This is a genomic window from Neisseriaceae bacterium CLB008, from assembly GCA_041228285.1.
Lineage (GTDB): Bacteria > Pseudomonadota > Gammaproteobacteria > Burkholderiales > Neisseriaceae > JAGNPU01.
The window spans coordinates 1760155-1783994 of sequence record CP166133.1; the positions used below are offsets into that span (position 1 = coordinate 1760155).

The 23840-nt window shown below is 50.8% G+C and carries 27 protein-coding genes; 7 read left to right on the plus strand and 20 right to left on the minus strand.

From position 1 onward, the window contains the following. Positions 1-16: 16 nt before the first annotated feature. The 9 genes from AB8Q18_07975 to rimP all read right to left on the minus strand — a co-directional run bounded on the left by AB8Q18_07975 (position 17) and on the right by rimP (position 10531). A complete protein-coding gene (locus tag AB8Q18_07975) occupies positions 17-1024 on the minus strand; it encodes a FecR domain-containing protein (protein ID XDZ50133.1) in 1008 nt (335 codons plus the stop codon). Continuing rightward, positions 1021-1548, minus strand: coding sequence for an RNA polymerase sigma factor (locus AB8Q18_07980; GenBank protein XDZ50134.1), 528 nt, complete (start codon positions 1546-1548; stop codon positions 1021-1023). The genes AB8Q18_07975 and AB8Q18_07980 overlap by 4 nt, the downstream gene beginning before the upstream one ends. A gap of 131 nt (positions 1549-1679) precedes the next feature. Then, positions 1680-3785, minus strand: coding sequence for a polyribonucleotide nucleotidyltransferase (pnp, locus tag AB8Q18_07985; GenBank protein XDZ50135.1), 2106 nt, complete (start codon positions 3783-3785; stop codon positions 1680-1682). 147 nt (positions 3786-3932) lie between these two features. Then, a complete protein-coding gene (gene rpsO, locus AB8Q18_07990) occupies positions 3933-4202 on the minus strand; it encodes a 30S ribosomal protein S15 (protein XDZ50136.1) in 270 nt (89 codons plus the stop codon). A gap of 87 nt (positions 4203-4289) precedes the next feature. Next, complete coding sequence (gene truB / locus AB8Q18_07995) at positions 4290-5210, minus strand: tRNA pseudouridine(55) synthase TruB (GenBank protein ID XDZ50137.1); 921 nt, start codon at positions 5208-5210, stop codon at positions 4290-4292. A 71-nt stretch (positions 5211-5281) separates the two neighbouring features. Then, positions 5282-5698 carry a 30S ribosome-binding factor RbfA gene (gene rbfA, locus AB8Q18_08000; protein XDZ50138.1) on the minus strand — a complete coding sequence of 139 codons (417 nt, stop codon included), beginning with the start codon at positions 5696-5698 and terminating at the stop codon, positions 5282-5284. Between the two features lie 71 nt (positions 5699-5769). Further along, positions 5770-8565 (minus strand): translation initiation factor IF-2, encoded by a 2796-nt coding sequence (gene infB / locus AB8Q18_08005; protein XDZ50139.1) that lies wholly within the window; start codon positions 8563-8565, stop codon positions 5770-5772. Positions 8566-8581: 16 nt separating this feature from the next. Then, positions 8582-10066 carry a transcription termination factor NusA gene (gene nusA, locus AB8Q18_08010; GenBank protein ID XDZ50140.1) on the minus strand — a complete coding sequence of 495 codons (1485 nt, stop codon included), beginning with the start codon at positions 10064-10066 and terminating at the stop codon, positions 8582-8584. A 30-nt stretch (positions 10067-10096) separates the two neighbouring features. Further along, on the minus strand, positions 10097-10531 hold the full coding sequence (gene rimP, locus AB8Q18_08015; GenBank protein ID XDZ50141.1) for a ribosome maturation factor RimP: 435 nt from the start codon (positions 10529-10531) through the stop codon (positions 10097-10099). A 383-nt stretch (positions 10532-10914) separates the two neighbouring features. On the opposite strand from rimP, the gene serC reads away from it, so the two are divergent. Beyond that, positions 10915-12018 carry a 3-phosphoserine/phosphohydroxythreonine transaminase gene (gene serC / locus AB8Q18_08020; GenBank protein ID XDZ50142.1) on the plus strand — a complete coding sequence of 368 codons (1104 nt, stop codon included), beginning with the start codon at positions 10915-10917 and terminating at the stop codon, positions 12016-12018. Between the two features lie 114 nt (positions 12019-12132). Next, the gene (locus AB8Q18_08025) at positions 12133-12387 is read left to right on the plus strand and encodes a hypothetical protein (protein XDZ50143.1); all 255 of its coding nucleotides are present in this window, start codon (positions 12133-12135) and stop codon (positions 12385-12387) included. Here the strand turns inward: AB8Q18_08025 and AB8Q18_08030 are convergent. Further along, on the minus strand, positions 12352-14031 hold the full coding sequence (locus AB8Q18_08030) for a formate--tetrahydrofolate ligase (protein XDZ50144.1): 1680 nt from the start codon (positions 14029-14031) through the stop codon (positions 12352-12354). The genes AB8Q18_08025 and AB8Q18_08030 overlap by 36 nt on opposite strands. Before the next feature lie 430 nt (positions 14032-14461). Here AB8Q18_08030 and AB8Q18_08035 point away from each other — a divergent pair, with 430 nt between their 5' ends. Further along, positions 14462-15229, plus strand: a complete 768-nt coding sequence (locus tag AB8Q18_08035; protein XDZ50145.1) for a hypothetical protein — start codon at positions 14462-14464, stop codon at positions 15227-15229. 44 nt (positions 15230-15273) lie between these two features. On the opposite strand, the gene AB8Q18_08040 is transcribed toward AB8Q18_08035, so the two are convergent. Both AB8Q18_08040 and AB8Q18_08045 read right to left on the minus strand, forming a co-directional pair. Next, complete coding sequence (locus AB8Q18_08040) at positions 15274-15558, minus strand: DUF2798 domain-containing protein (GenBank protein XDZ50146.1); 285 nt, start codon at positions 15556-15558, stop codon at positions 15274-15276. Between the two features lie 46 nt (positions 15559-15604). After that, entirely contained in the window at positions 15605-16378 is a 774-nt protein-coding gene (locus tag AB8Q18_08045; protein XDZ50147.1) for a nucleotidyltransferase domain-containing protein, read from the minus strand. Positions 16379-16459: 81 nt separating this feature from the next. On the opposite strand from AB8Q18_08045, the gene AB8Q18_08050 reads away from it, so the two are divergent. After that, positions 16460-17587, plus strand: a complete 1128-nt coding sequence (locus AB8Q18_08050; protein ID XDZ50148.1) for a PAAR domain-containing protein — start codon at positions 16460-16462, stop codon at positions 17585-17587. A gap of 426 nt (positions 17588-18013) precedes the next feature. Here AB8Q18_08050 and AB8Q18_08055 read toward each other — a convergent pair whose 3' ends face one another. The 7 genes from AB8Q18_08055 to AB8Q18_08085 all read right to left on the minus strand — a co-directional run bounded on the left by AB8Q18_08055 (position 18014) and on the right by AB8Q18_08085 (position 21511). Further along, positions 18014-18796 carry an SDR family oxidoreductase gene (locus tag AB8Q18_08055; GenBank protein ID XDZ50149.1) on the minus strand — a complete coding sequence of 261 codons (783 nt, stop codon included), beginning with the start codon at positions 18794-18796 and terminating at the stop codon, positions 18014-18016. 347 nt (positions 18797-19143) lie between these two features. Then, positions 19144-19668 carry a hypothetical protein gene (locus tag AB8Q18_08060; protein ID XDZ50150.1) on the minus strand — a complete coding sequence of 175 codons (525 nt, stop codon included), beginning with the start codon at positions 19666-19668 and terminating at the stop codon, positions 19144-19146. Positions 19669-19737: 69 nt separating this feature from the next. Further along, positions 19738-20151, minus strand: a complete 414-nt coding sequence (locus AB8Q18_08065) for a hotdog fold thioesterase (GenBank protein XDZ50151.1) — start codon at positions 20149-20151, stop codon at positions 19738-19740. A gap of 115 nt (positions 20152-20266) precedes the next feature. After that, positions 20267-20479, minus strand: a complete 213-nt coding sequence (locus tag AB8Q18_08070; protein ID XDZ50152.1) for a hypothetical protein — start codon at positions 20477-20479, stop codon at positions 20267-20269. 138 nt (positions 20480-20617) lie between these two features. After that, the gene (locus AB8Q18_08075) at positions 20618-20818 is read right to left on the minus strand and encodes a DUF3079 domain-containing protein (GenBank protein ID XDZ50153.1); all 201 of its coding nucleotides are present in this window, start codon (positions 20816-20818) and stop codon (positions 20618-20620) included. A gap of 71 nt (positions 20819-20889) precedes the next feature. Further along, entirely contained in the window at positions 20890-21219 is a 330-nt protein-coding gene (locus tag AB8Q18_08080; protein XDZ50154.1) for a DUF1840 domain-containing protein, read from the minus strand. Positions 21220-21274: 55 nt separating this feature from the next. Then, entirely contained in the window at positions 21275-21511 is a 237-nt protein-coding gene (locus tag AB8Q18_08085) for a hypothetical protein (GenBank protein XDZ50155.1), read from the minus strand. Between the two features lie 277 nt (positions 21512-21788). On the opposite strand from AB8Q18_08085, the gene AB8Q18_08090 reads away from it, so the two are divergent. From AB8Q18_08090 to map, 3 genes are all read left to right on the plus strand, one after another. Next, complete coding sequence (locus AB8Q18_08090; GenBank protein XDZ50156.1) at positions 21789-22076, plus strand: hypothetical protein; 288 nt, start codon at positions 21789-21791, stop codon at positions 22074-22076. A 12-nt stretch (positions 22077-22088) separates the two neighbouring features. Continuing rightward, positions 22089-22226 carry a hypothetical protein gene (locus AB8Q18_08095; protein ID XDZ50157.1) on the plus strand — a complete coding sequence of 46 codons (138 nt, stop codon included), beginning with the start codon at positions 22089-22091 and terminating at the stop codon, positions 22224-22226. 234 nt (positions 22227-22460) lie between these two features. Further along, complete coding sequence (gene map, locus AB8Q18_08100; protein XDZ50158.1) at positions 22461-23228, plus strand: type I methionyl aminopeptidase; 768 nt, start codon at positions 22461-22463, stop codon at positions 23226-23228. Positions 23229-23287: 59 nt separating this feature from the next. Here map and AB8Q18_08105 read toward each other — a convergent pair whose 3' ends face one another. Then, on the minus strand, positions 23288-23764 hold the full coding sequence (locus AB8Q18_08105; GenBank protein ID XDZ50159.1) for a hypothetical protein: 477 nt from the start codon (positions 23762-23764) through the stop codon (positions 23288-23290). Positions 23765-23840: the final 76 nt, after the last annotated feature.

The window sequence follows — 23840 nt, forward strand, 5'->3', positions numbered from 1 at the left end:
TTGATAGATGATTTAACTAATCAGCGAACGAGACGGTCAGATAATAAGATGTAAAGCCCCCGATCTGAATCGGGTAGGCGCTTTGAATGGTCCGCAACGCCGCTACGGCATCGTTAAGGGGGAAGACGCCGGAGATACGATATTGCCTCATCTGGGCCTCATCGTAACGAATCAGGCCACGGTGATGCTGATTTAAATGCTGCAGCAACACCGACAGCGGCATGTCTTTGGCCACCAGCTGTCCTTGCGTCCAAGCCACCTCATCATCTGCGTCCACCGCCATAACAGGACCGACGCCAGCAGCCGACAACACACTGCGTTGATTCGGCCCAAGGTCGACACAGTTTGCCGGCGCGTTCACGGCCCGAGGCACGCAGCTGCGCACCCGCGATTCAACTACGGTAACCGCTGTCTGCTGTGGCGTACGCTGTACGCTGAAGGCTGTGCCCAAAGCCTGGGCTTGACCATGTTCGGTTACAATGACAAAAGGCCGCTGCGGGTTTTTAGCCACGCGCGCATACACCGTTCCCTGCAATAAGGTGATTTGACGGCGGTTATCCGTATAGGCCACGTCAATCGCCGTGTCGCTACCCAAAATCAGCTCACTGCCATCGGCCAAGCGTACCTGCTGACGCTCTCCTAGGCCACTGCGATGGTCGGCCATCAGCCAAGTGCCCCAATGGCTTTGCAACAGCACCCCAAGGCCCAAGCACAGCAATACGGCAGAAGCCAATGTCTGCTTATGCCGCTTAGCCTGCTGGCGTAAATAAGGCCGCGCCGAAGCAAACACATTCGGCTCGGCCTGTAAAACAGCCAGCTTTTGTAAGGCAGCAGCCGCCGGTTCGCTGCCTGCCTGCCAGCCTTGGTGCATACTGGCCAAGGTGGCCCAAGCAGCTTGATGCCGCCCGTCAGCCGCTAACCAAGCTTGAAAAGCCTGATCCTGAGCGGCATCCTGTTCGGTATCGATAAAGTGTAGGTGCCATTCAATGGCGGCCTTAATTTGTTCGTCGGTCGGTTGCATCATGAGGCTTGGTAGATATGATAACAGCGAAACAAACATTGGCTAAGCTCGCGCTTAACGGTGGCTAAAGACAAGCCTAGACGGTGACCAATGTCTAACTGTTTGAGGCCCTCAAAATAGAAGCACCAGAATATTTGCTTTTGCCGATCGCTACACTGCTCTAGCGCCTGTGACAGCGAGGTCAGGGTTTGAATCGCCATCACATGCGCCTCAACATCGTATTCGCTGGCCCCGCCGTGTAAGTCTCTCAGGCTAGCCCAATAACCTTGCTCGATCACGTCATGGCGAATCTTATCAATAAACAAACGCTTCGCCACCACCTGTAATAAGGCACGCGGATTCTCCCGAATCGCCTGCGAGGTTTGTTGGCTCACCGTCACCATCACCTTTACAAACGTATCTTGCGTGATGTCTTCAGCCACGTGCACATTACCGGTTTGAAAACGGATAAGCTGTAGCAGCCACGGCGCATGCAGCCGATAGAAGCCATCCCACTCGGGCATGGTCAGGGTTGATTGAATCACCATACTTTGAATTAAAACGCAGCCGTTAGTAATAATGATTATCATTATATATTAAATAATCCGCGCGACGCTAGCTGTTCTCAACGCCAGACGCAAAAAAGCCGCCCTAAGGCGGCTTGATGACGCAGCGCTGATTACTCAGCAGCAGGCGCGTCTAGCAATGCTTTGATCGACAAGCGAACGCGGCCACGATCATCTACTTCGATGGCTTTAACGGTCACGTCTTGGCCTTCTTTCAAGTAGTCGCTCACGTTTTTAATACGTTCATGAGCGATCTGGCTGATGTGCACAAGGCCATCTTTACCAGGCATCACAGACACGATGGCGCCCACGTTGTTGTCCAAGATTTTCACCACAACGCCTTGATAGGTTTTACCCACTTCAACTTCAGCGGTGATTTCTTCAATACGGCGGCGTGCTTCGTCAGCGCTTTCTTGCGTAGTTGCTGCAATCACGATGGTGCCGTCGTCTTCAATATTGATCTCGGTATTGGTTTCTTTAATCAAACCACGGATGGTTTCGCCACCTTTACCGATCACGTCACGGATCTTGTCTTGGTTAATTTTCATGGTGAACAAGCGAGGTGCGTGCGTAGACAGCTCTTGCGGGCCGTCAACGGCTTCAGCCATTTGTGCCAAGATGTGCATACGGCCTTCTTTGGCTTGGTCTAGCGCCACGTTCATGATCTCTTTGGTAATGCCTTGGATTTTGATGTCCATTTGCAAAGCAGTAATACCGTTTTTGGTACCGGCTACTTTGAAGTCCATGTCGCCCAAGTGGTCTTCGTCACCCAAGATGTCGCTCAATACGGCAAAGCGGCTGTCTTCTAGGATCAAGCCCATGGCCACGCCAGCAACGTGATCTTTCAAAGGCACGCCAGCAGACAATAGCGCCAAGCAACCGCCACATACAGAGGCCATTGAAGAAGAACCGTTAGATTCGGTAATTTCGCTCACCACACGCATGGTGTAGCTGAATTCTTCAGCAGGAGGCAATACCGCCAACAAAGCACGTTTGGCCAAGCGACCATGACCGATTTCGCGGCGTTTAGGGCCCATCATACGGCCTACTTCACCCGTAGAGTACGGAGGGAAGTTGTAATGCAGCATGAAGCGGTCGGTGTATTCGCCGCTCAAAGCGTCAATGATTTGTTCGTCACGTTGCGTGCCCAAAGTGGCCACGGCCAAGGCTTGGGTTTCACCACGGGTAAACAAAGCAGAACCGTGGGTGCGTGGCAACACGCTGGTTTGAATGTCGATCGGACGAATGGTGCGGGTATCGCGACCGTCAATGCGAGGCTCACCGGCCAAAATTTGGCTACGAACCACGTCTGATTCCAAAGCTTTAAACAAACCTTTAATTTGGTTCGCGGTCAAAGTATCGGTGTCTTCAGTAATCAAGGCAGCTTCTACCACGGCCCAAGCTTCGTTGATTTTTTGGGTGCGGGCTTGTTTTTCACGAATTTTAAACGCTTCTTTTACAGACTCACCGGCTAATTCACGTACTTTAGCGGCCACGTCAGCATTGACTTCTTGCGGTGCCCAATCCCAAACGGCTGGGTTCACTTCGTCGGCAAATTCGTTGATGGCCTTAATCGCCACTTGCATTTGGTCATGACCGTACACTACGGCGCCCAACATCACTTCTTCTGACAATTCGTTGGCTTCAGACTCAACCATCAATACGGCTTTTTCAGTACCGGCAACCACTAAATCTAATTGGCTATCAACCAATTGGGTTTTGCTTGGGTTCAATACATATTGACCGTCAACATAGGCCACGCGCGCGGCACCAATTGGGCCAGCAAACGGTACGCCAGACAGCAACATGGCGGCAGAAGCACCCAGCAAGGCAGGAATGTCAGAATCAATTTCTGGATCCATAGAGATCACCATCGCCACCACTTGGATGTCGTGGTAGAAACCTTCTGGGAATAAAGGACGAATCGGACGGTCGATCAAACGACTGGTTAAAATTTCTTTTTCGCTTTGACGACCTTCACGCTTGAAGAAGCCACCAGGGATTTTACCCGCAGCGTAGGTACGCTCTAGGTAATCTACGGTCAAAGGGAAGAAATCTTGGCCTGCTTTGACGTTTTTAGCCGCAACCACGCTCACCAATACCACGGTATCGCCCATAGAAACTTTAACCGCAGCAGACGCTTGGCGCGCGATTTCACCGGTTTCTAGGGTAACGGTTTGGTCACCGTAGGTAAAACTTTTAACAATTTTTTGGAACATTTAGACGTCCTTTTTAAGGAAGACAACGATGTGGCTAAAACCCTAGTGATGCACACGCAAATGTGCATGGCTAGAGCCTCAGTCATCACTGTCTTCATGAATCAATGAAAAAATCGCAATGGCCTCAGCCATTGCGACCTTAAATGCTTACTTACGTAAACCTAAGCGAGTAATCAATTCGCGGTATTTTTCAGCATCAGTGCGTTTTAAGTAGTCTAGTAAACGACGACGTTGGCTCACCATGTGCAACAAACCACGACGGCTGTGATGGTCTTTCATGTTTGCTTTGAAGTGAGGGGTCAAGTCGTTGATACGGAAGGTCAACAAAGCTACTTGCACTTCGCTAGAACCGGTATCGCCTTCTTTACGTTGAAAATCTTTTACAATCTGTGCTTTTTGATCGACAGTTAATGCCATTTTTGGAACTCCAATTAAAAATAGACCGAAGTCTGACAAGTTGGCAGAGCATTACTACCCCAACCAACTCCATAAAGCCGCCGGGCCTTAAACCGCAGCGGTAGACATCAATCTGGCAACTTTAAGCAGGCCGTTGGCCTGCCAATTCACCAAACCGATGAATCTTTCATCTTCCGAGTACACTCGGTGAAGCGTTATTGTGCCACACAATGGCGCCAAATGCACACTTTGTCCTAGCTGTAAGCGTATTACTTGCGTTTCATCTAAGGTAATCCGTGGCAAATGCGCCACCAAAACGTCACACGGCAGCAATAAGCCATCCAAATCAGCCTCTGACAGCTGGCTCAGAGCTTCGTAGCCATGCGCCTCATCTAGGCTAAAGCCAGCGGTTTGGGTACGGCGTAGGCCAACCAAATGCGCCTCAGTATTCATCGCCTTGGCAATGTCTTCCGCCAAGGTGCGAATATAAGTGCCTTTAGAACACTGTACGTCGATGCTGGCGAGGGGCAAGGCACACGACAAGAGCTCAATGCGATGGATGGTAATCAACCGCTTCTTGCGCTCGATCTCAATGCCTTGGCGCGCGTACTCATACAGCGCCTTACCCTGATGCTTCAAAGCCGAATACATGGGCGGCAGCTGCTCAATCTCACGCACAAAGCTTTGCAAGGTATCCTGCAACTTGGCTTCATCAAAATCCACGGCCGCCGTGGCCACCACAGCGCCTTCTACATCGCCCGTTTCGGTTCGTTCACCAAACTTTAAAGAGGCCACATAAGCCTTATCTGCATCCAATAAATACTGGGCAAATTTAGTCGCCTCACCAAAACAAATGGGCAATAGCCCCGTGGCCAACGGATCTAAAACGCCGGTATGGCCTGCCTTTTCAGCACGATATAGGCGCTTCACCTGCTGCAAGGCCGTATTACTGGTGATGTTTAAGGCCTTGTCCAACAGCAGCACGCCGTTCACCGCCCGCTTAATGGGTTTGCTTCTTGCTTGATTCATAACCATCCATCTATTCTGTTTAACGTAAAAAAGCCGAACCTGAGTTCAGCTTCTCTTTAAGCAGCCATTTATTAAGCCTGATCCTTATCCACATCAGACGCATCATCGGCTTCTTGGGCAGCGGCTTGATCATCGCTGGCCACTTGATCAATCAGATTAGAGATATGAAGACCACGCTCAATCGATTCATCGTAAACAAAGTGCAGCTGCGGCGTATTAAATACGGTCAAGCGTTTGGCCAATTCGCTGCGTAAATAGCCCGCAGCGTGCTCCAAAGCTTCTTGCGTCACTTCGCGTTTGTCTTCATCAAAGATGGTGTAAAACACTTTGGCGTGAGAGTAGTCGCGCGTCACTTCCACTTCATTCAAAGTAATGAAGCTGGCGGCACGCGGATCTTTCAACCCAGTGCGAATCAACTCGGCTAATTCGCGTAAAATCTGCTCTTTAACACGGTCAACACGGGCATAACCACGGCTGTGTTTGGGCATAATCTTCCTTTATCATGTAAAAAGCACGACGCACAAGTTGGGCGCCGTGCTTGGATGGCTAGGCCCTAATATTATAGGGTACGAGCCACTTCAATCATTTCGTAAACTTCCAGCTGGTCGCCCACTTCGATCTCGTTGTAGTTTTTCAACATCAAACCACATTCGTAACCTTGCTTCACTTCTTTAACGTCATCTTTATAACGTTTCAATGAATCAAGCTGACCGGTGTGAATCACCACGTTGTTGCGGATCAAACGTACCATGGCATCGCGTTTCACTAGGCCATCGGTCACCATACAACCAGCAATATTGCCCACTTTAGACACGTTAATCACCTGACGGATCTCAACAGTACCCAAGATTTGCTCTTTCTGCTCTGGTGCCAACATGCCTGACATGGCTGCTTTCACGTCATCGATGGCGTCATAGATGATGTTGTAGTAGCGAATGTCCACGCCTTCAGCTTCTGCCAGCTTACGCGCAGCCGCATCGGCACGGGTGTTAAAGCCAATGATGACCGCGTGTGAAGCAATCGCCAAGTTCACGTCAGACTCACTGATACCGCCTACGCCGCTGTGCAATACGTCCACTTTCACTTCATCGGTCGACATTTTTTGCAGGCTGCTAGACAAGGCTTCGTAAGAACCCTGTACGTCGGCCTTGATGATCACCGATAAGTGGCTGGCTTCGCCGGCACCCATATTGGCAAACACGCTTTCCAAGTTAGCAGCCTGTTGGCGAGCCAAGCGTACGTCACGGTATTTACCTTGACGGAACAAGGCCACTTCACGGGCTTTCTTCTCGTCGGTCAACACCATGGCGTCTTCGCCAGCGTTAGGGACATCAGATAAACCTAAGATTTCAACCGGGATAGACGGGCCAGCAGAGTCGATGCTCTTACCGTTTTCGTCGATCATGGCGCGAATCTTACCGTAGGCAGAACCGGCCAGCAGCATGTCGCCTTTACGCAACGTGCCTGATTGAACCAATAGCGTTGACACAGGGCCACGGCCTTTGTCCAAACGGGCTTCCACGATGATGCCTTTAGCAGGTGCTTCAACCGGTGCGGTTAATTCCAACACTTCCGCTTCCAGCAGTACCGCTTCTAGCAATGCATCAATATTGAGGCCTTGCTTGGCAGACACGTCGATGAACTGAGTCGGGCCGCCCCATTCTTCTGGAACCACTTCATGAGCCACCAACTCTTGACGAATTTTTTCAGGATTGGCTGACTCTTTATCAATCTTGTTCACGGCTACCACCAAAGGCACGCCCGCTGCTTTCGCATGGTGCACGGCCTCAATGGTTTGTGGCATCACGCCGTCGTCGGCGGCCACCACCAAGATCACAATATCAGTAGCCTTGGCACCACGGGCACGCATGGCGGTAAACGCCTCGTGACCTGGGGTATCCAAGAAGGTCACCACACCACGCTCGGTTTGTACATGGTAGGCACCAATGTGCTGAGTAATACCACCAGCTTCGCCGGTAGCCACTTTGGCGCGACGAATGTAGTCTAGCAATGAGGTTTTACCATGGTCAACGTGACCCATAACCGTCACTACTGGAGGACGTGGCAATAACTCACCTTCAGCCAAGGCTTCGCCATCCATCAAGAAGGCATCAGGATCATCCGGCTCAGCCGCTTTACCAATATGGCCCATTTCACCCACCACAATCAGGGCGGTCTCTTGGTCCAATACTTGGTTAATCGTCACCATCATGCCCATATTCATCAGCACTTTAATCACTTCAACGGCTTTAACCGCCATTTTGTGTGACAAGTCGGCCACGGAAATGGTTTCTGGCACCAATACTTCATGCACAACTGGCTCAGTCGGTGCATTAAAGGCGTGCTGGTTGTTTTCATCGTGACGCGTTTGATGACGACGACCGCCACCGCGCTTGCCTGTTTTCCAACGACTGTCATCGCCGCCACGAGCGCCGCCCTTGCCTTTAGCAGGTGCACGACCCTTGCCGCCACGGTTATCACCCCAGCTGCCGCGTTCATTCTTGTCGTTCTTCACTTCTTTAACCGCATTGACGGTCGGCTTAACCTCAGCAGGTTTAGCAGCCGGGCCGGTTTTGGCCAAAGGCGCTTTTTCGGTCACAGAAGCAGAGCGATCCGCTTTTTTAGCAGAGGCATCCTTAGCCTCTTGCTCTGCTGCTTGACGCGCAGCCACGCGGCGCGCTTCACGATCTTGCTTAGACTTAAGCAAAGCTTCTTGGTGGGCACGTAAGGCTTCAGCACGTTTGGCTTCGTCTTCACGCTGTGCACGCTCAGCTTCGCTAATCACTTGCACAGGCTCAGCCACTTTGGCTGGCGCTGGTTTAACTGCTTCTACTGGCTCAAGAGCGGCAGGAGCTGGCTCAGCCTTCACTTCGGCTTTAACGGGTGCGGCTTTCGCCTCAGCCGCTTTGGCTTCTGTTGCACGCTTCGCAGCTTCTTCAGCAGCTGCTTTAGCTTCGGCCTCTGCTTTTGCAGCAGCAGCCTCTTGTGCGGCCTTCGCTGCAGAAGCGGCTTCGGCTTTTGCCTGCTCAGCCACAGCTTCTTGGGCCTTTTTCGCAGCTTCCACGTCAATCGCTGCAGGCTCTACAGCCACACGACGACGACGGCGCGTTTCTACTTGAACAGTCCCTGCCGCCGTTTGAATTTCAGACGTTTTCTTTTGCATCAGGGTAATATTATTCCCTTGGCCTTCACCACTGCCTTGCTGCAAAAAAGACAGCAATTGCTGCTTGTCTGCAGAAGAAACACCATCATTCACTGTGCTTTTACGCACGCCAGCTGCATTTAACTGCTCAAGTAAGCGCTCGGGTGTTAAGTTTAATTCTCTTGCCAGTTGCTCTACATTATTACTATCCATACCAACCCCCTTTTTCTTACTCAGTAAACCAGTGTGCGCGCGCATTCATGATGATGTTTTTAGCTTCATCTTCGGTGACACCAGTAATCTCAATTAACTCGTCGACTGACAATTCTGCCAGGTCATCACGAGTGGTGATTTCAGCCTGCGCCAATTCGCGCAACATGTCTGAATCCACACCATCTAAACTCTTCAGATCTTCAGAAACCGCACCCAACTGCTCTTCGGTGGCGATGGCTAAAGTCAAAATTGCGTCTCGCGCACGAGCACGAAGCATGTCTACCGCTGCTTCGTCCAAACCGTCAATTTCCAACAGCTCATTAACGGGTACATATGCGACTTCTTCAAGCGTTACAAAACCTTCTTGCACCAGCTTGTTGGCCATATCGGCCTCAATATTTAATTGGGTCACGAACAGTTCGCGTACCGCAGCGTCTTCAGCTTCATGCTGCTCTTCTGCTTCTGCAACGGTCATGATGTTCAAGTTCCAACCCGTCAGCTCAGCGGCCAAACGAACGTTCTGACCGCCACGACCAATGGCCAAGGCCAACTGATCTTCAGCCACGACAACGTCAACCGAATGTTTGTCTTCATCGATCAAGATGCGGGTCACCTCAGCTGGCGACAAGGCATTGATGATGAACTGAGCCGTATCAGGCGACCACAGCACCACGTCAATCCGCTCACCAGCCAACTCATTGGTCACCGCATTAACGCGTGAACCACGCACGCCGATACAGGTACCCTGTGGATCGATGCGGGCATCATTGGCCTTCACGGCAATCTTGGCACGCATGCCTGGGTCGCGAGCGGCTTCTTTAATCTCTAATAGACCGTCTTCAATTTCTGGCACTTCCATTTCAAATAGCTTGGCCAAAAAGTCGCGGGACGTACGGGTTAAGATCACCTGTGGACGTGTACCGTGTTGATCCACACGCAACAAGTAGGCGCGAACGCGGTCACCCGAACGTAGGTTTTCTTTAGGGATCATTTGGTCGCGCGGCAACAAGGCCTCTAAACGACCGCATTCGATGACGGCGCCGTGACGCTCAACGCGTTTTACAGTACCCAACACCAAATGTTCTTTACGTTGCAAGAACTCATTCAAAATCTGCTCTCGTTCGGCATCACGAATGCGTTGCAAAATCACCTGTTTGGCGGTTTGCGCACCAATGCGACCAAATTCCACATTTTCAATAGGCTCTTCGATGTAACCGCCCACTTCAACGTCTGAATCAGGGTATTGCTCTTGCACTTCTTCGATGGTTAGCTGTAGCTCTTCATCCATCAAATCTTCATCATTCACCACTAACCAGCGACGATAGTTTTGGTATTCACCCGTTTCACGGTCAATCTCAACGCGCACATCAATGTTTTCTTGATTGAATTTCTTTTTAGTCGCACTAGCCAGTGCAAATTCCAACGCACTAAACACCACATCTTGGCTGACGTTTTTTTCACTTGCCAAGGCATCAACTAACAATAAAATTTCGCGGCTCATGCACTTTCCTCCGAAGCCTTTAGGCTTAAATTAAAACTCAGGTTTTAACCGGGCTTTATCAATATTTGTTAATTCCAACTGCACTGTTTTATTTTCCGCCGTTTGGAGCGTCAGCGTCTGAGTGGCCTCATCAAATGACACCATGCGGCCTTCAAATTTTTTCTGGCCATCCACCGGCAAGCGGGTTTTAATCTTAGCAAGCTGTCCTGAAAAGCGAATAAAGTCAGCCTCTTTCTTCAATGGACGATCCAACCCAGGGCTAGACACTTCCAAACGGTTATAATCGACGTCTTCCACCATGAATAATCGGCTCATGTGATGACTCACGGTGACGCAATCCTCTACGGTGATACCGCCTGGCTTGTCAATAAAAATACGCATATCGCCATTAGGCAATAGCTCATAGTCAACCAACTCGTACCCTAACCCAGGTAAGGTTTTTTCTAAAATAGAACGAACGTCCATTGCACTCCCACAAATAAAAAAATGGGCAAAAGCCCATCTCTCAGAATCGAAAAACGCCTTTATTCTACCTTAAGTGGGCCCAAAAAGAAACCTCCTTAGAAATCTTTCTGCGCCAACGTCATGCCGACCTAAAAACTCTTTTTTACAAATAAAATGAAACGCTTAAATTCCGCCCGATTCAGCTTCAGCATTTAGTTGCCCCCAAAAACGACCGGAGGCCATTTTGGCTATTGAAGATTCCGTCACAACCTACTAGAATCAGGTGTTGCGAAACCCTAAAGCACCTTGCTTTCTAGGTTTCGCTTTTACTATAGGTGATGTGACCAAAAGTGATCCCACGCCTCCTACTGCTAGACAACCCCCCCTACTACAAAGGCACCCACATGAGCACCCCGATTTATAATTTTTCCGCAGGCCCCGCAACCTTACCTGAAGACGTTCTGAAGCAGGCGCAGGCGGAACTGTTAGATTATCAGGGAACAGGCTTCTCGGTCATGACCATGAGCCACCGCAGTGATTTATTCATGGACATCATGCAGCGCGCAGAAAACAGCCTGCGTCAGTTAATGAACATTCCAAACAATTATAAAGTCTTATTCCTACAAGGCGGTGCCAGCGCTCAGTTCAATATGCTGTCGCTTAACCTGTCTCAAGGCTTTAAAAGCATCAACTCTGTCGTAACCGGCAACTGGAGCCTGATGGCCAACAACGAGATGGGTAAACTGGTTGACGCCAAAATTCACGTCGCGGCCCACGCTGGTGAACTGTACAACTACAACAATCTGCCCAGCCCCAGCGCTTGGCAGCTAGACGAAAGCGCCGCCTACACCCACTATACGTCGAACGAGACGGTACACGGGCTACAGTATCAAGCGCTACCAACCGCCGCACTCACCAACACGCCTTTAGTCTGCGACATGTCGAGCGACATCATCTCGCGCCCAGTCAACGTCAATGACTTTGGCGTGATTTATGCTGGCGCCCAGAAAAACATTGGCCCAGCCGGCGCCACCATTGTCATCATTCGTGAAGATCTGCTTGAGCGCTCTACGGCTGCCGTACCCAGCGTGTGGAACTACCAAAGCCACGTCAGCAAGGAAGGCATGTACAACACGCCTGCCACCTACCCTGTCTACATTGCGGGCTTGGTGTTCGACTGGCTGATTCAGCAAGGCGGCGTCAGCGCCATTGAAGCCAAAAACGAAGAAAAAGCCGCGCGCCTGTATGCCTATATCGACAGCAGCGATGGCTATTACAAAAACACCATCCACCCCGATGCGCGCTCTAAAATGAACGTCATCTTCCACACCGAGTCAGCCGAACGCGATGCACTCTTCGCCAAAGAGGCAGACCAGATGGGCCTGAAGCTATTAAAAGGCTACAAATCTATGGGCGGCATGCGCGCCAGCATTTACAACGCTATGCCGCTGGCTGGCGTAGATGCCTTAATTAACTTCATGGATGAGTTTAAAGCACGCAACGCTTAAGCCTGGATCACATCATCGCCACCGACCCCCTGTCGGTGGCTTTTTTATGCCCGAGGGGAACCTATAATCTTTTAGGGCGTCTGATCGGCACACCCTTAACCAAAAGGATTACGTATGAAAACCAGAGGCAAAACCCTAGCTCCCAGAAACCCCTACACCGTTTTGGCCAAGCAACGCTCAGCAGGGGCGCATGAAAAAACCAATAAGGCCAAGCGCCAACAAGCCAAACAACATTTACGTTCAGCCATTAAAAAAGAGGTGGGTTTTCAAAACCCCACCTCTTTTTTAATGGCTGCTGCACCAGGAGCACAAGCAGCGCATTCCTTCTCTCGCCTAAAACAGGCCCTCAATGTCGCCACGAGCATCTAAATGAATCTGGTTAGCCGCCGGCACCCTAGGCAAACCAGGCATGGTCATGATGCTGCCACACACCACCACCACAAAACCAGCGCCGGCCGCCAACCGCACTTCCCGAATCGGCAACTCATGCCCTTCTGGCGCGCCCAATAAGCTAGGATCGGCAGAAAAACTGTACTGAGTTTTCGCAATGCACACAGGTAAGTGCCCAAAACCCATCTGCGTCCACTGCGCCAGCTGTGCCAAAATAGCCGGCGTGGCCTGAACGCTCTTCGCACCATATAATTTAGTGGCCACTTGGGTAATTTTGTCGATCAACGGCATCTCGTCTGGATACAAAACTTCAAACCCCGAACCAGCCACCGGCGCCTCTACAGCAGCCACCACCGCGGCGGCTAAATCTGCCGCGCCGGCACCACCATCGGCCCAATGCGTACACACATAGGCCTGAGCGCCTTGCTCAGCCACTAAGCGCTGCAATAAAGCGATTTCTGCGTCGGTATCGAATACAAAGTGGTTAATCGCCACCAGCACCGGCACGCCAAACTGGCGCAAATTGCTTAAATGTCGATTTAAGTTCACCATGCCGCGCTCAAGAGCCGCTAAATCTTCCGTTTGCAGCGCATCTTTAGCCACACCACCGTGCATCTTTAAAGAGCGTACCGTCGCCACCAACACCACCGCATCAGGGCTTAACCCCGACTGACGACATTTGATGTCAAAAAACTTTTCAGCGCCTAGGTCGGCCCCAAAACCCGCCTCGGTCACCACATAGTCAGCCAAGCCTAAGGCCGTCTGAGTGGCCACAACAGAATTACACCCATGGGCGATGTTGGCGAATGGCCCGCCGTGAATCAAGGCTGGATTATGCGCCATGGTTTGGACCAAATTAGGCATAAAGGCATCTTTCAGCAAGACCGTCATCGCCCCATCAGCCTCCAGCTGACGTGCATGAATCGCCTGCCCTACACCGTCATAGCCCACAATAATGTCGCCCAGGCGCTGCTGCAAATCCGCCAAACTGGTCGCCAAACAAAAAATCGCCATGATCTCAGAGGCCACGGTGATGTCAAACCCAGACTCGCGCGGATAGCCATTACCGCTACCGCCTAAAGCCACCACCACGTCGCGCAATGCGCGGTCGTTCATGTCGACCACGCGACGCCACGCCACTTTTCGGGTATCAAAACCTAGAGCATTACCCCAGTGAATGTGGTTGTCGATGAGGGCTGCGAGCAAATTATGCGCCGAGGTAATCGCATGAAAATCGCCGGTAAAATGAAGGTTAATCTCCTCCATAGGCAAAACCTGAGCGCGCCCACCGCCAGCAGCGCCACCCTTCATGCCAAAGCATGGCCCCAAACTGGGCTCGCGCAAACACACCATGGTTTGATGGCCAATATGGTTCATGCCGTCGGCCAAACCAACAGACACTGTGGTTTTGCCTTCGCCTGCAGGTGTAGGGCTGACCGCCGTCACCAAAATCAGCTTACCCTTGGCTGCGTTTTGTTGCGCCGCCTCAACCACGTGTGGCGCTAATTTGGCCTTGGTGTGACCATACGGCACCAAATCTGCCGCACCCAACTGTAGCTTCGCTGCCACTTCACTAATAGGCTGCAACGTCACAGAACGCGCAATTTCAATATCGGTTTTCATGCTTCACCTTAAAAGTTATGAGCCACCTAAAAAGACAACACGCCCAAAACCCTATTTATACCATTAAAGCAGCCGAACAAACACCCTGACACAGCGTGAACATACTAGTAGTTCTACGCAAAAATCCGTATTTTTCCACAATATAAACAAGTATTTGCAATTAACATACAAACATTTAAAAAATCATTAACTGATTGTTTTGTAAAAACAAACATAAAAAACCAATAGGCTACAAAACCTTTACAAAGGTTAAATCAGGTTAAAACTAACTAAAAGAGCGCAACAATCGGTAGAATCGCCCAAGACAGCTTTAGAAGGTTTCGTTTTCCTTATTTTAATCATCCCCTTAAGGAAAGGACCACACCCAAAGCACCCTACGACTAACAACACCATGCAATAGCCCGATAACGTCATGAAGGAAACCTAATAAATGGCACTAATCATTCGCGAAGACTTTAAAGAAGTGTCGGATTTGATCAATCGACTCATCACCATCGGTCAAGAATTTTCAAAATATGAAACACGCTGGACCGAATTGGCTAACAATGAGGATTGGCAAATCGTCAACAACATTAAAGACCCGATGAGCAAGCGCCATTTAGAAGCGCTTTACAACACTGGCAGCGCCGTCAGCACCCAAATGAAAAATCAGTTGGTTTCATTAAATGAAAACATCACCAACTATCCATCTTTAAGCGCCATTGTGGAAAAGCTAGGCCAAGATCAAAGCTGGGTCGCCCAGATCGACTCGTTAGAATCCTTGCTCAGCCAGGCCAACGAAACCTACACGGGTTTAAACGTACACATTAAGGCCTGCCAGCAGATGGCACGCCTATTCAAGATTCAAATCAGCCAGCTCAACATCATCAAGTACACGCTTGATCTACTGGAAGACAGCGACACCTACAGTAAAGAGCTCACCATTGCCACTACCAACGCTCAGGTTGAAAAAAGCCTGGCCAGCTCCGCCGCTTTATTGCAAAACAATTCCGATAATAAGGCTTTGTTACAGCAAATTTTATCGGCACTCTCGGAGCTCAAGCCTCATGAAGGCGGCAACGGCATTAATCACGCTTATCCTGCGGCTGAATCCGACGCAGGCATCGCGCCAGAGGCCGTAGCCACACCGCGCAAAACCATCCGCGCCACCAACCAAAACACTCAGGCACCGGAAGCCACGCCTTACCGTTTATACTAAACCGGCTCAAAAAAACCAACCGCTAAGGTTGGTTTTTTTGTCTATCACGACGATTTACGCGAAAAACTGGGCTCTCGCACAAAAACAAAAGCCAGCTTGCGCGCCACAGGCAACATCACCAGCACGGTCGGAAACGCAATGACCCACGACGTGAGCCAAGAGCCTAGCCAGAGTGACCAAAGCCCGTCTATAAAGCCTACATGCCTTAAAATACTCACCAAAGACACCACGGCACTCATGATGCATGACAAGATCAGCGGCATCACAATCCCTAAAAAACGAGGGTGCAATTTATTAAATCCAAAATAATTTTTTTCCACTTCATTCATACCTAAATAACATCCTTTACCATAAACACAGAGGGTGGCCTTTCACCTAAGCCATGGCCGCCATACTCTGCCGCAGCCAGCTTAAATAGGTCTCAAGTTTAGTCACAAACAGCCCTAAATCCGCGCGGGGCTGTTCGGCCTGAGCCAGAAAATAGGCCCATACTGGCGCCTGTTCGTGATGCTGCTGCCCCGCCAAAGCCACGTATTCGGACAGGCTGTTGGGCCAGGTAGTGTCTGTCTCTTGCCGTAACACCATGGTGGCACGAATCAACAGCCGCGACGCTTCACGCTGTAGCCGGACCACCTCAGCATGCTCGGTGGCCGCCATCAGCGCCGTCACATAATCACTTAGCCGCTCGACGCAATCGCCATTTAAAGCCAAGGCCAGATCACGAGACGGCTTCAATAAGTCAAAGCTTAAAGACAAATCAGGACCGGCCAAATGACGACAATAATGCTTAAGCCAACCGCCCCAACGCAGCGCTGATTCAGGGGCCAAGACATCAGCCAACACGCCCAGATCAAAATCCACTTTACTCACGATAGGATAATCTGCCGCTAAACCTTGCCGTATGTCCGCCAGAATACGTGCCTGTGCCTCATTCGGCACTTTTTGCAACACCACCGTCAAATCCAAATCAGATCGCCCCGGCACAGCAGTACCCCTAGCCACGCTGCCATATACGTAAAGACTGTGCACCAGCTCGGGCAAGGCCTCAATTAAGCGCACGCTCACCTCGTCCAATAAAGGTTGATAAGCTTGAAGCCATGGCCCTTGCGGCATCCGACTAATATAGCCTCGTTCGTCCACGCCTTGCATGCTGGCTCCTCTGACACCATTGCCATTTTGGTCTGTTTAAGCGATGATTTCTGTCTTAGCCACTTTGCGCCAAAACTCATCATGCCTAGCTTTCGTTATCTCATGCGCGCCCACGACGGCAGCAACCACGACGGCACCATTATACCGCAACCCAATAGAACATTGATTGCGGGGCAAGCGCAAGCCTTAGTCGGTGATCCCGTTTTCTGTCCTCGTTGCAACGGCGTCTTTCCCATTGTGGGCTGGCACGCCAATCCTCCACTAAGCAAGGGCATGCCCGCCGCAGAAGGCATGGTCACTGCTTGCGGCGCCATTCTACAAGCCAGCCAAAAGCAGCAGTCTCTAAGCGTGGATTTTTTGGCTTTGGCACATGAGCTCATTGATGTATTCGCACTAGCACCGAGCCAAGCCTCAGCCTTCGAAGATCCTCAATACCCTGCCAGCACACAGCAACACCCTTTCGCCAAAACCATTCTGATCCGACAGCTTAGAGCCCGCCTACGGCGGCACCTCGACCTGCCTAATTTAGCCAGCCCCTCTATTCAGCAAGGCCCCTCTAGCCTATGCGGGCCCGCCTGCTTTGCCTTTTGCCTACTACAAGATCGGCCTGATCACTATGTCGCCACCATTCTGTCTCTGTGGCAGCACGGACAGGCTCAGCTCGGCCAGCAACGCCTACAGCCTCGACCCACCACCCTACGGCCGAAAAATTTCACCCGCGCCGACAGCCATGGGCAGCGCACTCACCTACCCATCATTGACTGGATTTTTCTGGCCAGCCTCAAAGACAGCAGCAATAAATTATTGCCTTATGCCACGCCACACCACAAAACCGCAGGCATCACCTTTTGGTTTCATTTAGATAGGTGGTTTCATGCCGTTGGCGCACCAAAGCTTAATCATTACTATGCGCCTTTAGGCAGCCACTCACGCCAAATCGCGCAGCTCAATCAGCAACACCCCGATCATCACCTCATCGCCCTAGTGGGCGCTGGGCTCTTACACAACGGTCACGGCCGTCTGAGCAACCATTGGATCGTGCTCACCAAGCCCCCTGTCTACGCCCAGCAGCCACCTCTGGCCGACACCCATACGCGCTTACAGCTCTTTTCCTGGGGACAATGTAGCGAACAAGGGCGTCTAAACTTAACTTTTAAAAGTTTTAAACAACACCTGTATGGCGTTTGGTCTTATGGTCAAATCCCTTAAGCTTGCCCGACACGTTACTTTTCCCACTAACCCACAAAAACATCATGGCCCGATATGAGATTCAGTAAACTCATATCGGGCCATGATGGTCATGCTTCCTTGCGCCCTAAGGACCTTAACGCAAAAGCACGAAAAAAGGAGTCAGGCCCGAAAGCCTGACCAAAATCAACTTCACACGGAGAATGTTGTGACCTGGCCAACTACCACGGTTCCCACCAAGTCACAGATTCATCATAGTACTTATGCGAATCACAAGTCCACCTATTTTAAATTATTTATTAACAAATAAGTAAAAGTGTCTCAGAAATGCATTTTCAATAACAACTGAACTATCTGAACCTTACCGCCTATAAAAGACCAACGTCGTGAATCATGCCGCTCAATCTTCCTTATACTTTAAACTAAATATAACCAATACTGTTTTATTTAGCCACCGCTTTGTCGCCGTAACAGCCCATCAAGCCATCTTGCTGGCAAAGCCCACTTTAAAAAACGTAGGCCATGCGCAACGTAAGTAATGGGATAACGCAGCTTAGGCCGCTTGTGCTCCAAGGCATGATGCAACTTCGGCAGCACCGCCTCAGGCCCTAAGGTTAAAAACCGCGCAATACCTGGATTACTGACGGGCTGATCGGTTCTGGTTTGGCGAACATTTTGGCCAAACGATGTGGTCAATGGCCCAGGCTCAATCAAACTCACCTGAACGCCGCTGCCGTGCAACTCCATGCGTAAAGCGTCGCTCCACGCTTCTAAGGCATATTTACTGGCCGCATAAGCCCCTCGCTTCGGCGTGGTGACCAAGCCCATGATAGAGCTGGTTTGGATGATCCGCCCCTCGCCATGAGGCAGCATCGCGGGCAACAGCAGCTGGGTCAGCTGATGTACGCCAAACAAATTGGCAGAAAACTGTTGCTGTAGCTGCTGGCGCGAAATGCTGTTCAAAGGCCCATATACGCCATAACCAGCATTATTAAACAATGCGTAAAGCCGCCCCGCCGTTTTATCGACGACTTCGGCCGCTGCCGTGGCGACGCTGACCTCATCGTCTAAGTCCAGAAGTACCCCCTCTAAGCCCAATTCGTCCATACGGGTCACGTCTTCAGGGCGACGACAGGCGGCGAATACACGATAGCCGCGCTGTTTTAAATCCAAAGCCGCGATGAGGCCAATGCCGCTGGAGCAGCCAGTAATCAAAATACTTCTTTGCATCTTAGTCCTTACCTAGCGAGCTCGGCACATGAATAGGCCCCTCACAAGGAGGGGCCATCACCCATATTGAAGCGCATTCAGCCCCGCTGCTTCTGCCCGCTCAGGCTGGTTAACGAAATTTTTTTTGGATAACGCGTTTGGCCACAGCCATCAGCACCACCACCATGAGTTTTTTATACATATCCCTGCCTATCTAAATGAATGAATGGCCACGCCATACAGCTTTCCCAAACCACAGAATCAGCCTGATCGGTGCCTAGTTCATTTTAACGACATCGTCAGCCGACGTATACTTATATGGGGTACTCATTGCAAAAAACAATTCCCTCGCCGCCCAAAACAACGCTTTAGCGTTGTGCTGCCTGTAGCTGATCCAAGAACAGGCCCAAAGCCTGGTACACATATTCCACTTCATAAACGGTTAGACCACACACCAAGAACTCTAGCAGCATGACCTCACGGCCTAAACCTTGATGCTGAACCGAGCGTCGGCCCCATTCGGTATTGGCCTTAATGATGCCGTGGATATTATCAAACTCTTCACAGTGCGCGACGGCCCAGTCCAAAAATGCCTCATCCAAACGATTCACGTCGGGCATGGCCTCAGCATCACGCCAAGCAAACTCTAAGTAAGAATAATACACACCCTGATCTTGCCAAAAACCACAGCCCAAGGTCAGCGTCTCGGCCTCTGGCTGATTCAGGCTCTGCAATAATGAGGGCAGATAATATAAGCCCGCCGTTTCAGGAATCTCAACGCTGCGTTCAGGCGCCTGCAATAGGTCGATGCCGCCAATGTTGCTTTCATCGTCATCATAGCCCGCAGGATAAGGAAAAACAGTATAACCTTCGTTAATCAGTGCAATGGCCACGGCCAACCCTCTATTCGTGATAATCGAAAAGCGCCATTGTAGCAATCGCCTGATCGCCACTCAATGCCTTTAGGCATGCAACACGGCAATGGTCAAACGAGACACGCAGCAAAGCTTGTTGGCTTCATTATAAATCTTGATGTCCCAAACCTGGCTGCTGCGGCCAAGATGTAGGGCGCGGCATTCGCCCCGCACCAAGCCTGATCGTGCAGCTGCCATATGATTGGCGTTGATTTCTAGGCCGACCACTTTGTCGTCGCCCTGAGTCATGAGATAGCCCGCCATCGACCCTAGGGTTTCCGCCAATACCACCGATGCGCCGCCATGCAAGAGGCCAAATGGCTGCTTGGTTCGCTCATCAACCGGCATGGTCGCCTCTAAACAATCATCGCCCAATCGGGTAAACACAATCCCAAGATGGGCCACCATCGTGCCCTCTGATCGGGCATTCAATGCTGCTAAATCTACTCTACGTTGCCACATAAGGTTCTCCTTTGGTCGCGGCGGCTGAATGAGGGCTCGGCCGCCATAGCATCTCATTCATCGTAACCCATTCGATGCCGCCTCAACACATAAAAACCCCTTGCGGGGTTGGTGGTTAACAACGGCCTTTTTTATATTGGCCATAAGGACAATGCTGCTGTTTTTTGTGCTTATGTTTGTATTTTTGTTGATGCCCCTGTCGATGATCATCATCTCGATGAATCGTTACCTTGTCGGCATCAATGGTAACCCGATTGGGTACATCGGCCGTCACCGTACAGGCACTTAAAGCCAATGCGGCCATCAGCACCGTCAGTTGTTTCCTCATGTCTTTCCTCATGCGTGATTGTTCATGCAGTCAGAGTCTGATATGTCTCAAATAGTTCCAAGCACCATCGGTGTAGCCATAACCAACCAGCCACAAAAAAGCGACCCTAAGGGTCGCTAGCAAAAGCTTATGCGCTAATTACTTCACCACTACCCTAGAACCGACAAAGTCATCTTCGGGGTCATACCAATCTTCACCAAAGAGCTCTACTGGGTGTAGGGTACGTCCAGAACCATTGCCACACTGCAGCTCTGTGGCCGGACAATATTTATCACACCCCCAACACAGGCGTTCAGGATGTTTCGGATGGATGGGGAAACGGCTGGCTCTTTTTTCCATACCTTATCCTAGTCTTTCGCCCCAGCAAAACCAAGCGCTAGTCTAACGATATTTGATCTAAGCCAAATTCGTTACCACATCACATCATGCCCTTCGGCCAAGCTGCGCTGTAGCCACTCGATAAACGGCACCACTCTTTGTCTGAGCAGCACTGTTTCTGCAGCATCGTTCTCTTCATCCTCGGCCTGGCCATCGTCAGGCTCTGCGGCGTTGGTCTGTGGCTGCTTTGATTCTTCTGCCATGGCGGCAGCCAAAGCGGCAATGGCCGCCGGCATCTGCGCCACGGTCAACACGCCAGGGCGCACGTCAGGATCCTTACCAATGAGTTGCAATAGCTGACGGCCATCGGCCTCCAGAAAAATCACATCAGAAGCGGCGCGCGATTGAAAGGTATACAACATAATCCCTCCTTACGTCAGAAAAGACTGACATCCATGACTAAATGGCTCTTAGACCTTACTTAGCATCAGCAACCTTGCTGATATTGGCAGAAAGCTGGTCTTGCTCAGCCTTAATTCTAGCTATTTCTTTCAAAATCAAACCACTACGAGTGGGATTACGCTTGGCATTCTCGACCAAGATCAAATCCGCCAAGTCCAGCATTTCCGCAATGAGCGCCTGCTTGTTTTGCTTTTCAGACATTTGGCCAGCCATTAACGTCGCGGCCAATTGCAATGCGTCTTGTAAAATCATCTAAATACCTCTTCAAAATATAGTCGGTGTTGGCGTTTTGAGGACAGGCGTGACGACACGCTTCACGCCCATCAATCGATGATTAATTCTAGCATGAACCCTCGCCGATGCACGCACGAATCACCGCCCCAGCCAGAAAAAACGCCAAATGATTAACCCGTACCCAAATACCCAAACCAACCTAAAGAACCTGTTTGATCAATTACTTAACCTACATGGCGCAAAGATATGCTATCATACTTGACTGTTAATCATTCCTAGCCTAAAGGGGTTCCCCATGCTGACTTTTTCTTTGCCTCAATGCCCCCACTGCACACGCTTGAATGCGCCAGGAACGGTTAACCGCATTGATTTTTCAGCCACTGAATCGCTTAATTTCGCCCTCATCGGCCAGTGTCAATCCTGTCAGCAGCCCATGATGGGTTTAGGCAAAATTGCCTTTGCCTACCGCTTCGAGCTGGCTGAAGTCCGTCAACTCATGCACCAACACCAAGGTCCGTTAGAAGCCTTACGCCCCATTCAACTGATTCGCTGGCTACCTCTGCCGGCCCATGCTCAATCCTAAGCACAGTCACCTATGAATACGATTAAAAAAATCATGTTGGGCCTGTTGATTTTAATTATCCCAGGCGGCAGCGTTTTAGGGGCCTACCTCATCAAAAAACGCTATGATGCGCACAAACAGCACGATCATGCGCCCCATGACCTAAGCTAAATCAGCCCGGCACCCTCCAGCCAAGCCACATTCTTGCCCGCTAGGGTTAAAAGCGCTGCGACCAAACGATCGGGTTTATTTTCTGGCCCACTTTTACGCTGCGATCGCGCCCCTTGGACGCCCTGACCCGTAAACTGATACAATAAAAGCCCTCTTCCATCTGAGACGCTTGGCAGCATGGCCGCAGCGCCACAGATCGACACACAACGCCTAGTTGGCCAAGGATCCTCATTCATGAATCGCCGCATTACCCTTAAGTCTCCCGAAGAAATCGCCTGCGCACGCCGTGCGGGCAAGCTCGCTGCCGAAGTATTGAGTATGATTGCCCCCCATGTTCAAGCCGGTGTGACCACAGCAGAACTAGACCGAATCTGTCATGACTATATCGTGCATAAACAAAAAACCATTCCCGCCAACATTGGCTACCATGGTTTTCAGCATACTTTATGCACGTCCGTGAACCACGTTATCTGCCACGGCATTCCTTCTGATCAAGTATTAAAAGACGGGGACATCATCAATATTGACGTCGCCATTATTAAAGATGGATGGTTTGGCGACACCAGCCGCATGTATTACGTCGGCGAACCCAGCCCGCTGGCGCGCAAGCTGTGTGACACCACGTTTGACGCCATGATGGCGGGGATTGAACAGGTCAAACCCGGCGCTACCTTGGGTGACGTGGGCTACGCCATCCAAACCGTGGCCCACCAGGCTGGTTTTAGCGTGGTACGCGAATATTGCGGCCACGGCATTGGTAAGATTTACCATGATGAACCACAGGTATTGCATTACGGCACGCCTGGTAAAGGTGTGAAATTAGAAACCGGCATGGTGTTTACCATTGAACCCATGATTAATGCCGGTAAACGCCACAGCAAAGAGCTTGCCGATGGCTGGACCGTCATCACCCAAGACCATTCGCTTTCCGCCCAATGGGAGCACATGGTAGCGGTGACCGACAGCGGATTTGAGATTTTGACGCCTTGGCCAGACGCCTAGCCTCAGGCCTGTAGGCCACGGCACTACATCAGATGCCTTGGGCCTAACGCCTCAGCTTACTATGGCGCCAGCTGTTCTTGGCGCAGCAACCGCCAGCTACCGATCTCAATCGTGTAGCGAGTCAATAAGCTGGGGCAGCAGCGCGCGTCATCCGGCGCCATTTGTCTCATGGTGACCTGAATGGTTTGCTCATCAGAAGCAATGGACTCAACGCTGCCCCAAATGTCTAGGTCGGCCAAAATATTCGCCGCCACAATCTGATAACGCAACGCCCCTGAACCACTAGGCTTACCCTGCAAGGCTGTAATCACCTGCCTTGGCATGCCGTTGCCGCCATGACCACAAAAATCGGCATGGGTGGCCAAGTACGTTGCATGGCCAATGTATTGCAGTTCGGCGTCGGCCTGTCTCGCACAAAAGGCCTTATCGGCGTACGCTTCAAACACCTGAATGGCTTGTTTGGGAACTGCTGCCGTCTTCGCGCCGACCATCCCACTACAAAGCCCCATATAGATCAAAACCAGCTGTTTCACCATAATGACTGACTCAGTTAAAATAAGCTGAATTCTAGCCGATTTTAAAAACCATCACCATCAAGATTTTTGCCTACGG

Excerpts from the sequence above, each read along its gene's own strand:
- AB8Q18_07980 (XDZ50134.1), bottom strand. The coding sequence starts at position 1,548 with ATGGTGATTCAATCAACCCTGACCATGCCCGAGTGGGATGGCTTCTAT.
- AB8Q18_08085 (XDZ50155.1), bottom strand. The coding sequence starts at position 21,511 with ATGATTTTACAAGACGCATTGCAATTGGCCGCGACGTTAATGGCTGGC.
- AB8Q18_08070 (XDZ50152.1), bottom strand. The coding sequence starts at position 20,479 with ATGAGGAAACAACTGACGGTGCTGATGGCCGCATTGGCTTTAAGTGCC.
- truB (XDZ50137.1), bottom strand. The coding sequence starts at position 5,210 with ATGAATCAAGCAAGAAGCAAACCCATTAAGCGGGCGGTGAACGGCGTG.
- rimP (XDZ50141.1), bottom strand. The coding sequence starts at position 10,531 with ATGGACGTTCGTTCTATTTTAGAAAAAACCTTACCTGGGTTAGGGTAC.
- AB8Q18_08030 (XDZ50144.1), bottom strand. The coding sequence starts at position 14,031 with ATGAAAACCGATATTGAAATTGCGCGTTCTGTGACGTTGCAGCCTATT.
- AB8Q18_08080 (XDZ50154.1), bottom strand. The coding sequence starts at position 21,219 with ATGTTGTATACCTTTCAATCGCGCGCCGCTTCTGATGTGATTTTTCTG.
- AB8Q18_08065 (XDZ50151.1), bottom strand. The coding sequence starts at position 20,151 with ATGTGGCAACGTAGAGTAGATTTAGCAGCATTGAATGCCCGATCAGAG.
- AB8Q18_08040 (XDZ50146.1), bottom strand. The coding sequence starts at position 15,558 with ATGAATGAAGTGGAAAAAAATTATTTTGGATTTAATAAATTGCACCCT.
- AB8Q18_08035 (XDZ50145.1), top strand. The coding sequence starts at position 14,462 with ATGGCACTAATCATTCGCGAAGACTTTAAAGAAGTGTCGGATTTGATC.
- AB8Q18_07975 (XDZ50133.1), bottom strand. The coding sequence starts at position 1,024 with ATGATGCAACCGACCGACGAACAAATTAAGGCCGCCATTGAATGGCAC.
- AB8Q18_08050 (XDZ50148.1), top strand. The coding sequence starts at position 16,460 with ATGCCTAGCTTTCGTTATCTCATGCGCGCCCACGACGGCAGCAACCAC.
- rpsO (XDZ50136.1), bottom strand. The coding sequence starts at position 4,202 with ATGGCATTAACTGTCGATCAAAAAGCACAGATTGTAAAAGATTTTCAA.
- serC (XDZ50142.1), top strand. The coding sequence starts at position 10,915 with ATGAGCACCCCGATTTATAATTTTTCCGCAGGCCCCGCAACCTTACCT.
- AB8Q18_08090 (XDZ50156.1), top strand. The coding sequence starts at position 21,789 with ATGCTGACTTTTTCTTTGCCTCAATGCCCCCACTGCACACGCTTGAAT.
- AB8Q18_08045 (XDZ50147.1), bottom strand. The coding sequence starts at position 16,378 with ATGCAAGGCGTGGACGAACGAGGCTATATTAGTCGGATGCCGCAAGGG.
- pnp (XDZ50135.1), bottom strand. The coding sequence starts at position 3,785 with ATGTTCCAAAAAATTGTTAAAAGTTTTACCTACGGTGACCAAACCGTT.
- AB8Q18_08075 (XDZ50153.1), bottom strand. The coding sequence starts at position 20,818 with ATGGAAAAAAGAGCCAGCCGTTTCCCCATCCATCCGAAACATCCTGAA.
- AB8Q18_08055 (XDZ50149.1), bottom strand. The coding sequence starts at position 18,796 with ATGCAAAGAAGTATTTTGATTACTGGCTGCTCCAGCGGCATTGGCCTC.
- infB (XDZ50139.1), bottom strand. The coding sequence starts at position 8,565 with ATGGATAGTAATAATGTAGAGCAACTGGCAAGAGAATTAAACTTAACA.
- nusA (XDZ50140.1), bottom strand. The coding sequence starts at position 10,066 with ATGAGCCGCGAAATTTTATTGTTAGTTGATGCCTTGGCAAGTGAAAAA.
- rbfA (XDZ50138.1), bottom strand. The coding sequence starts at position 5,698 with ATGCCCAAACACAGCCGTGGTTATGCCCGTGTTGACCGTGTTAAAGAG.
- AB8Q18_08095 (XDZ50157.1), top strand. The coding sequence starts at position 22,089 with ATGAATACGATTAAAAAAATCATGTTGGGCCTGTTGATTTTAATTATC.
- AB8Q18_08025 (XDZ50143.1), top strand. The coding sequence starts at position 12,133 with ATGAAAACCAGAGGCAAAACCCTAGCTCCCAGAAACCCCTACACCGTT.
- AB8Q18_08105 (XDZ50159.1), bottom strand. The coding sequence starts at position 23,764 with ATGGTGAAACAGCTGGTTTTGATCTATATGGGGCTTTGTAGTGGGATG.
- map (XDZ50158.1), top strand. The coding sequence starts at position 22,461 with ATGAATCGCCGCATTACCCTTAAGTCTCCCGAAGAAATCGCCTGCGCA.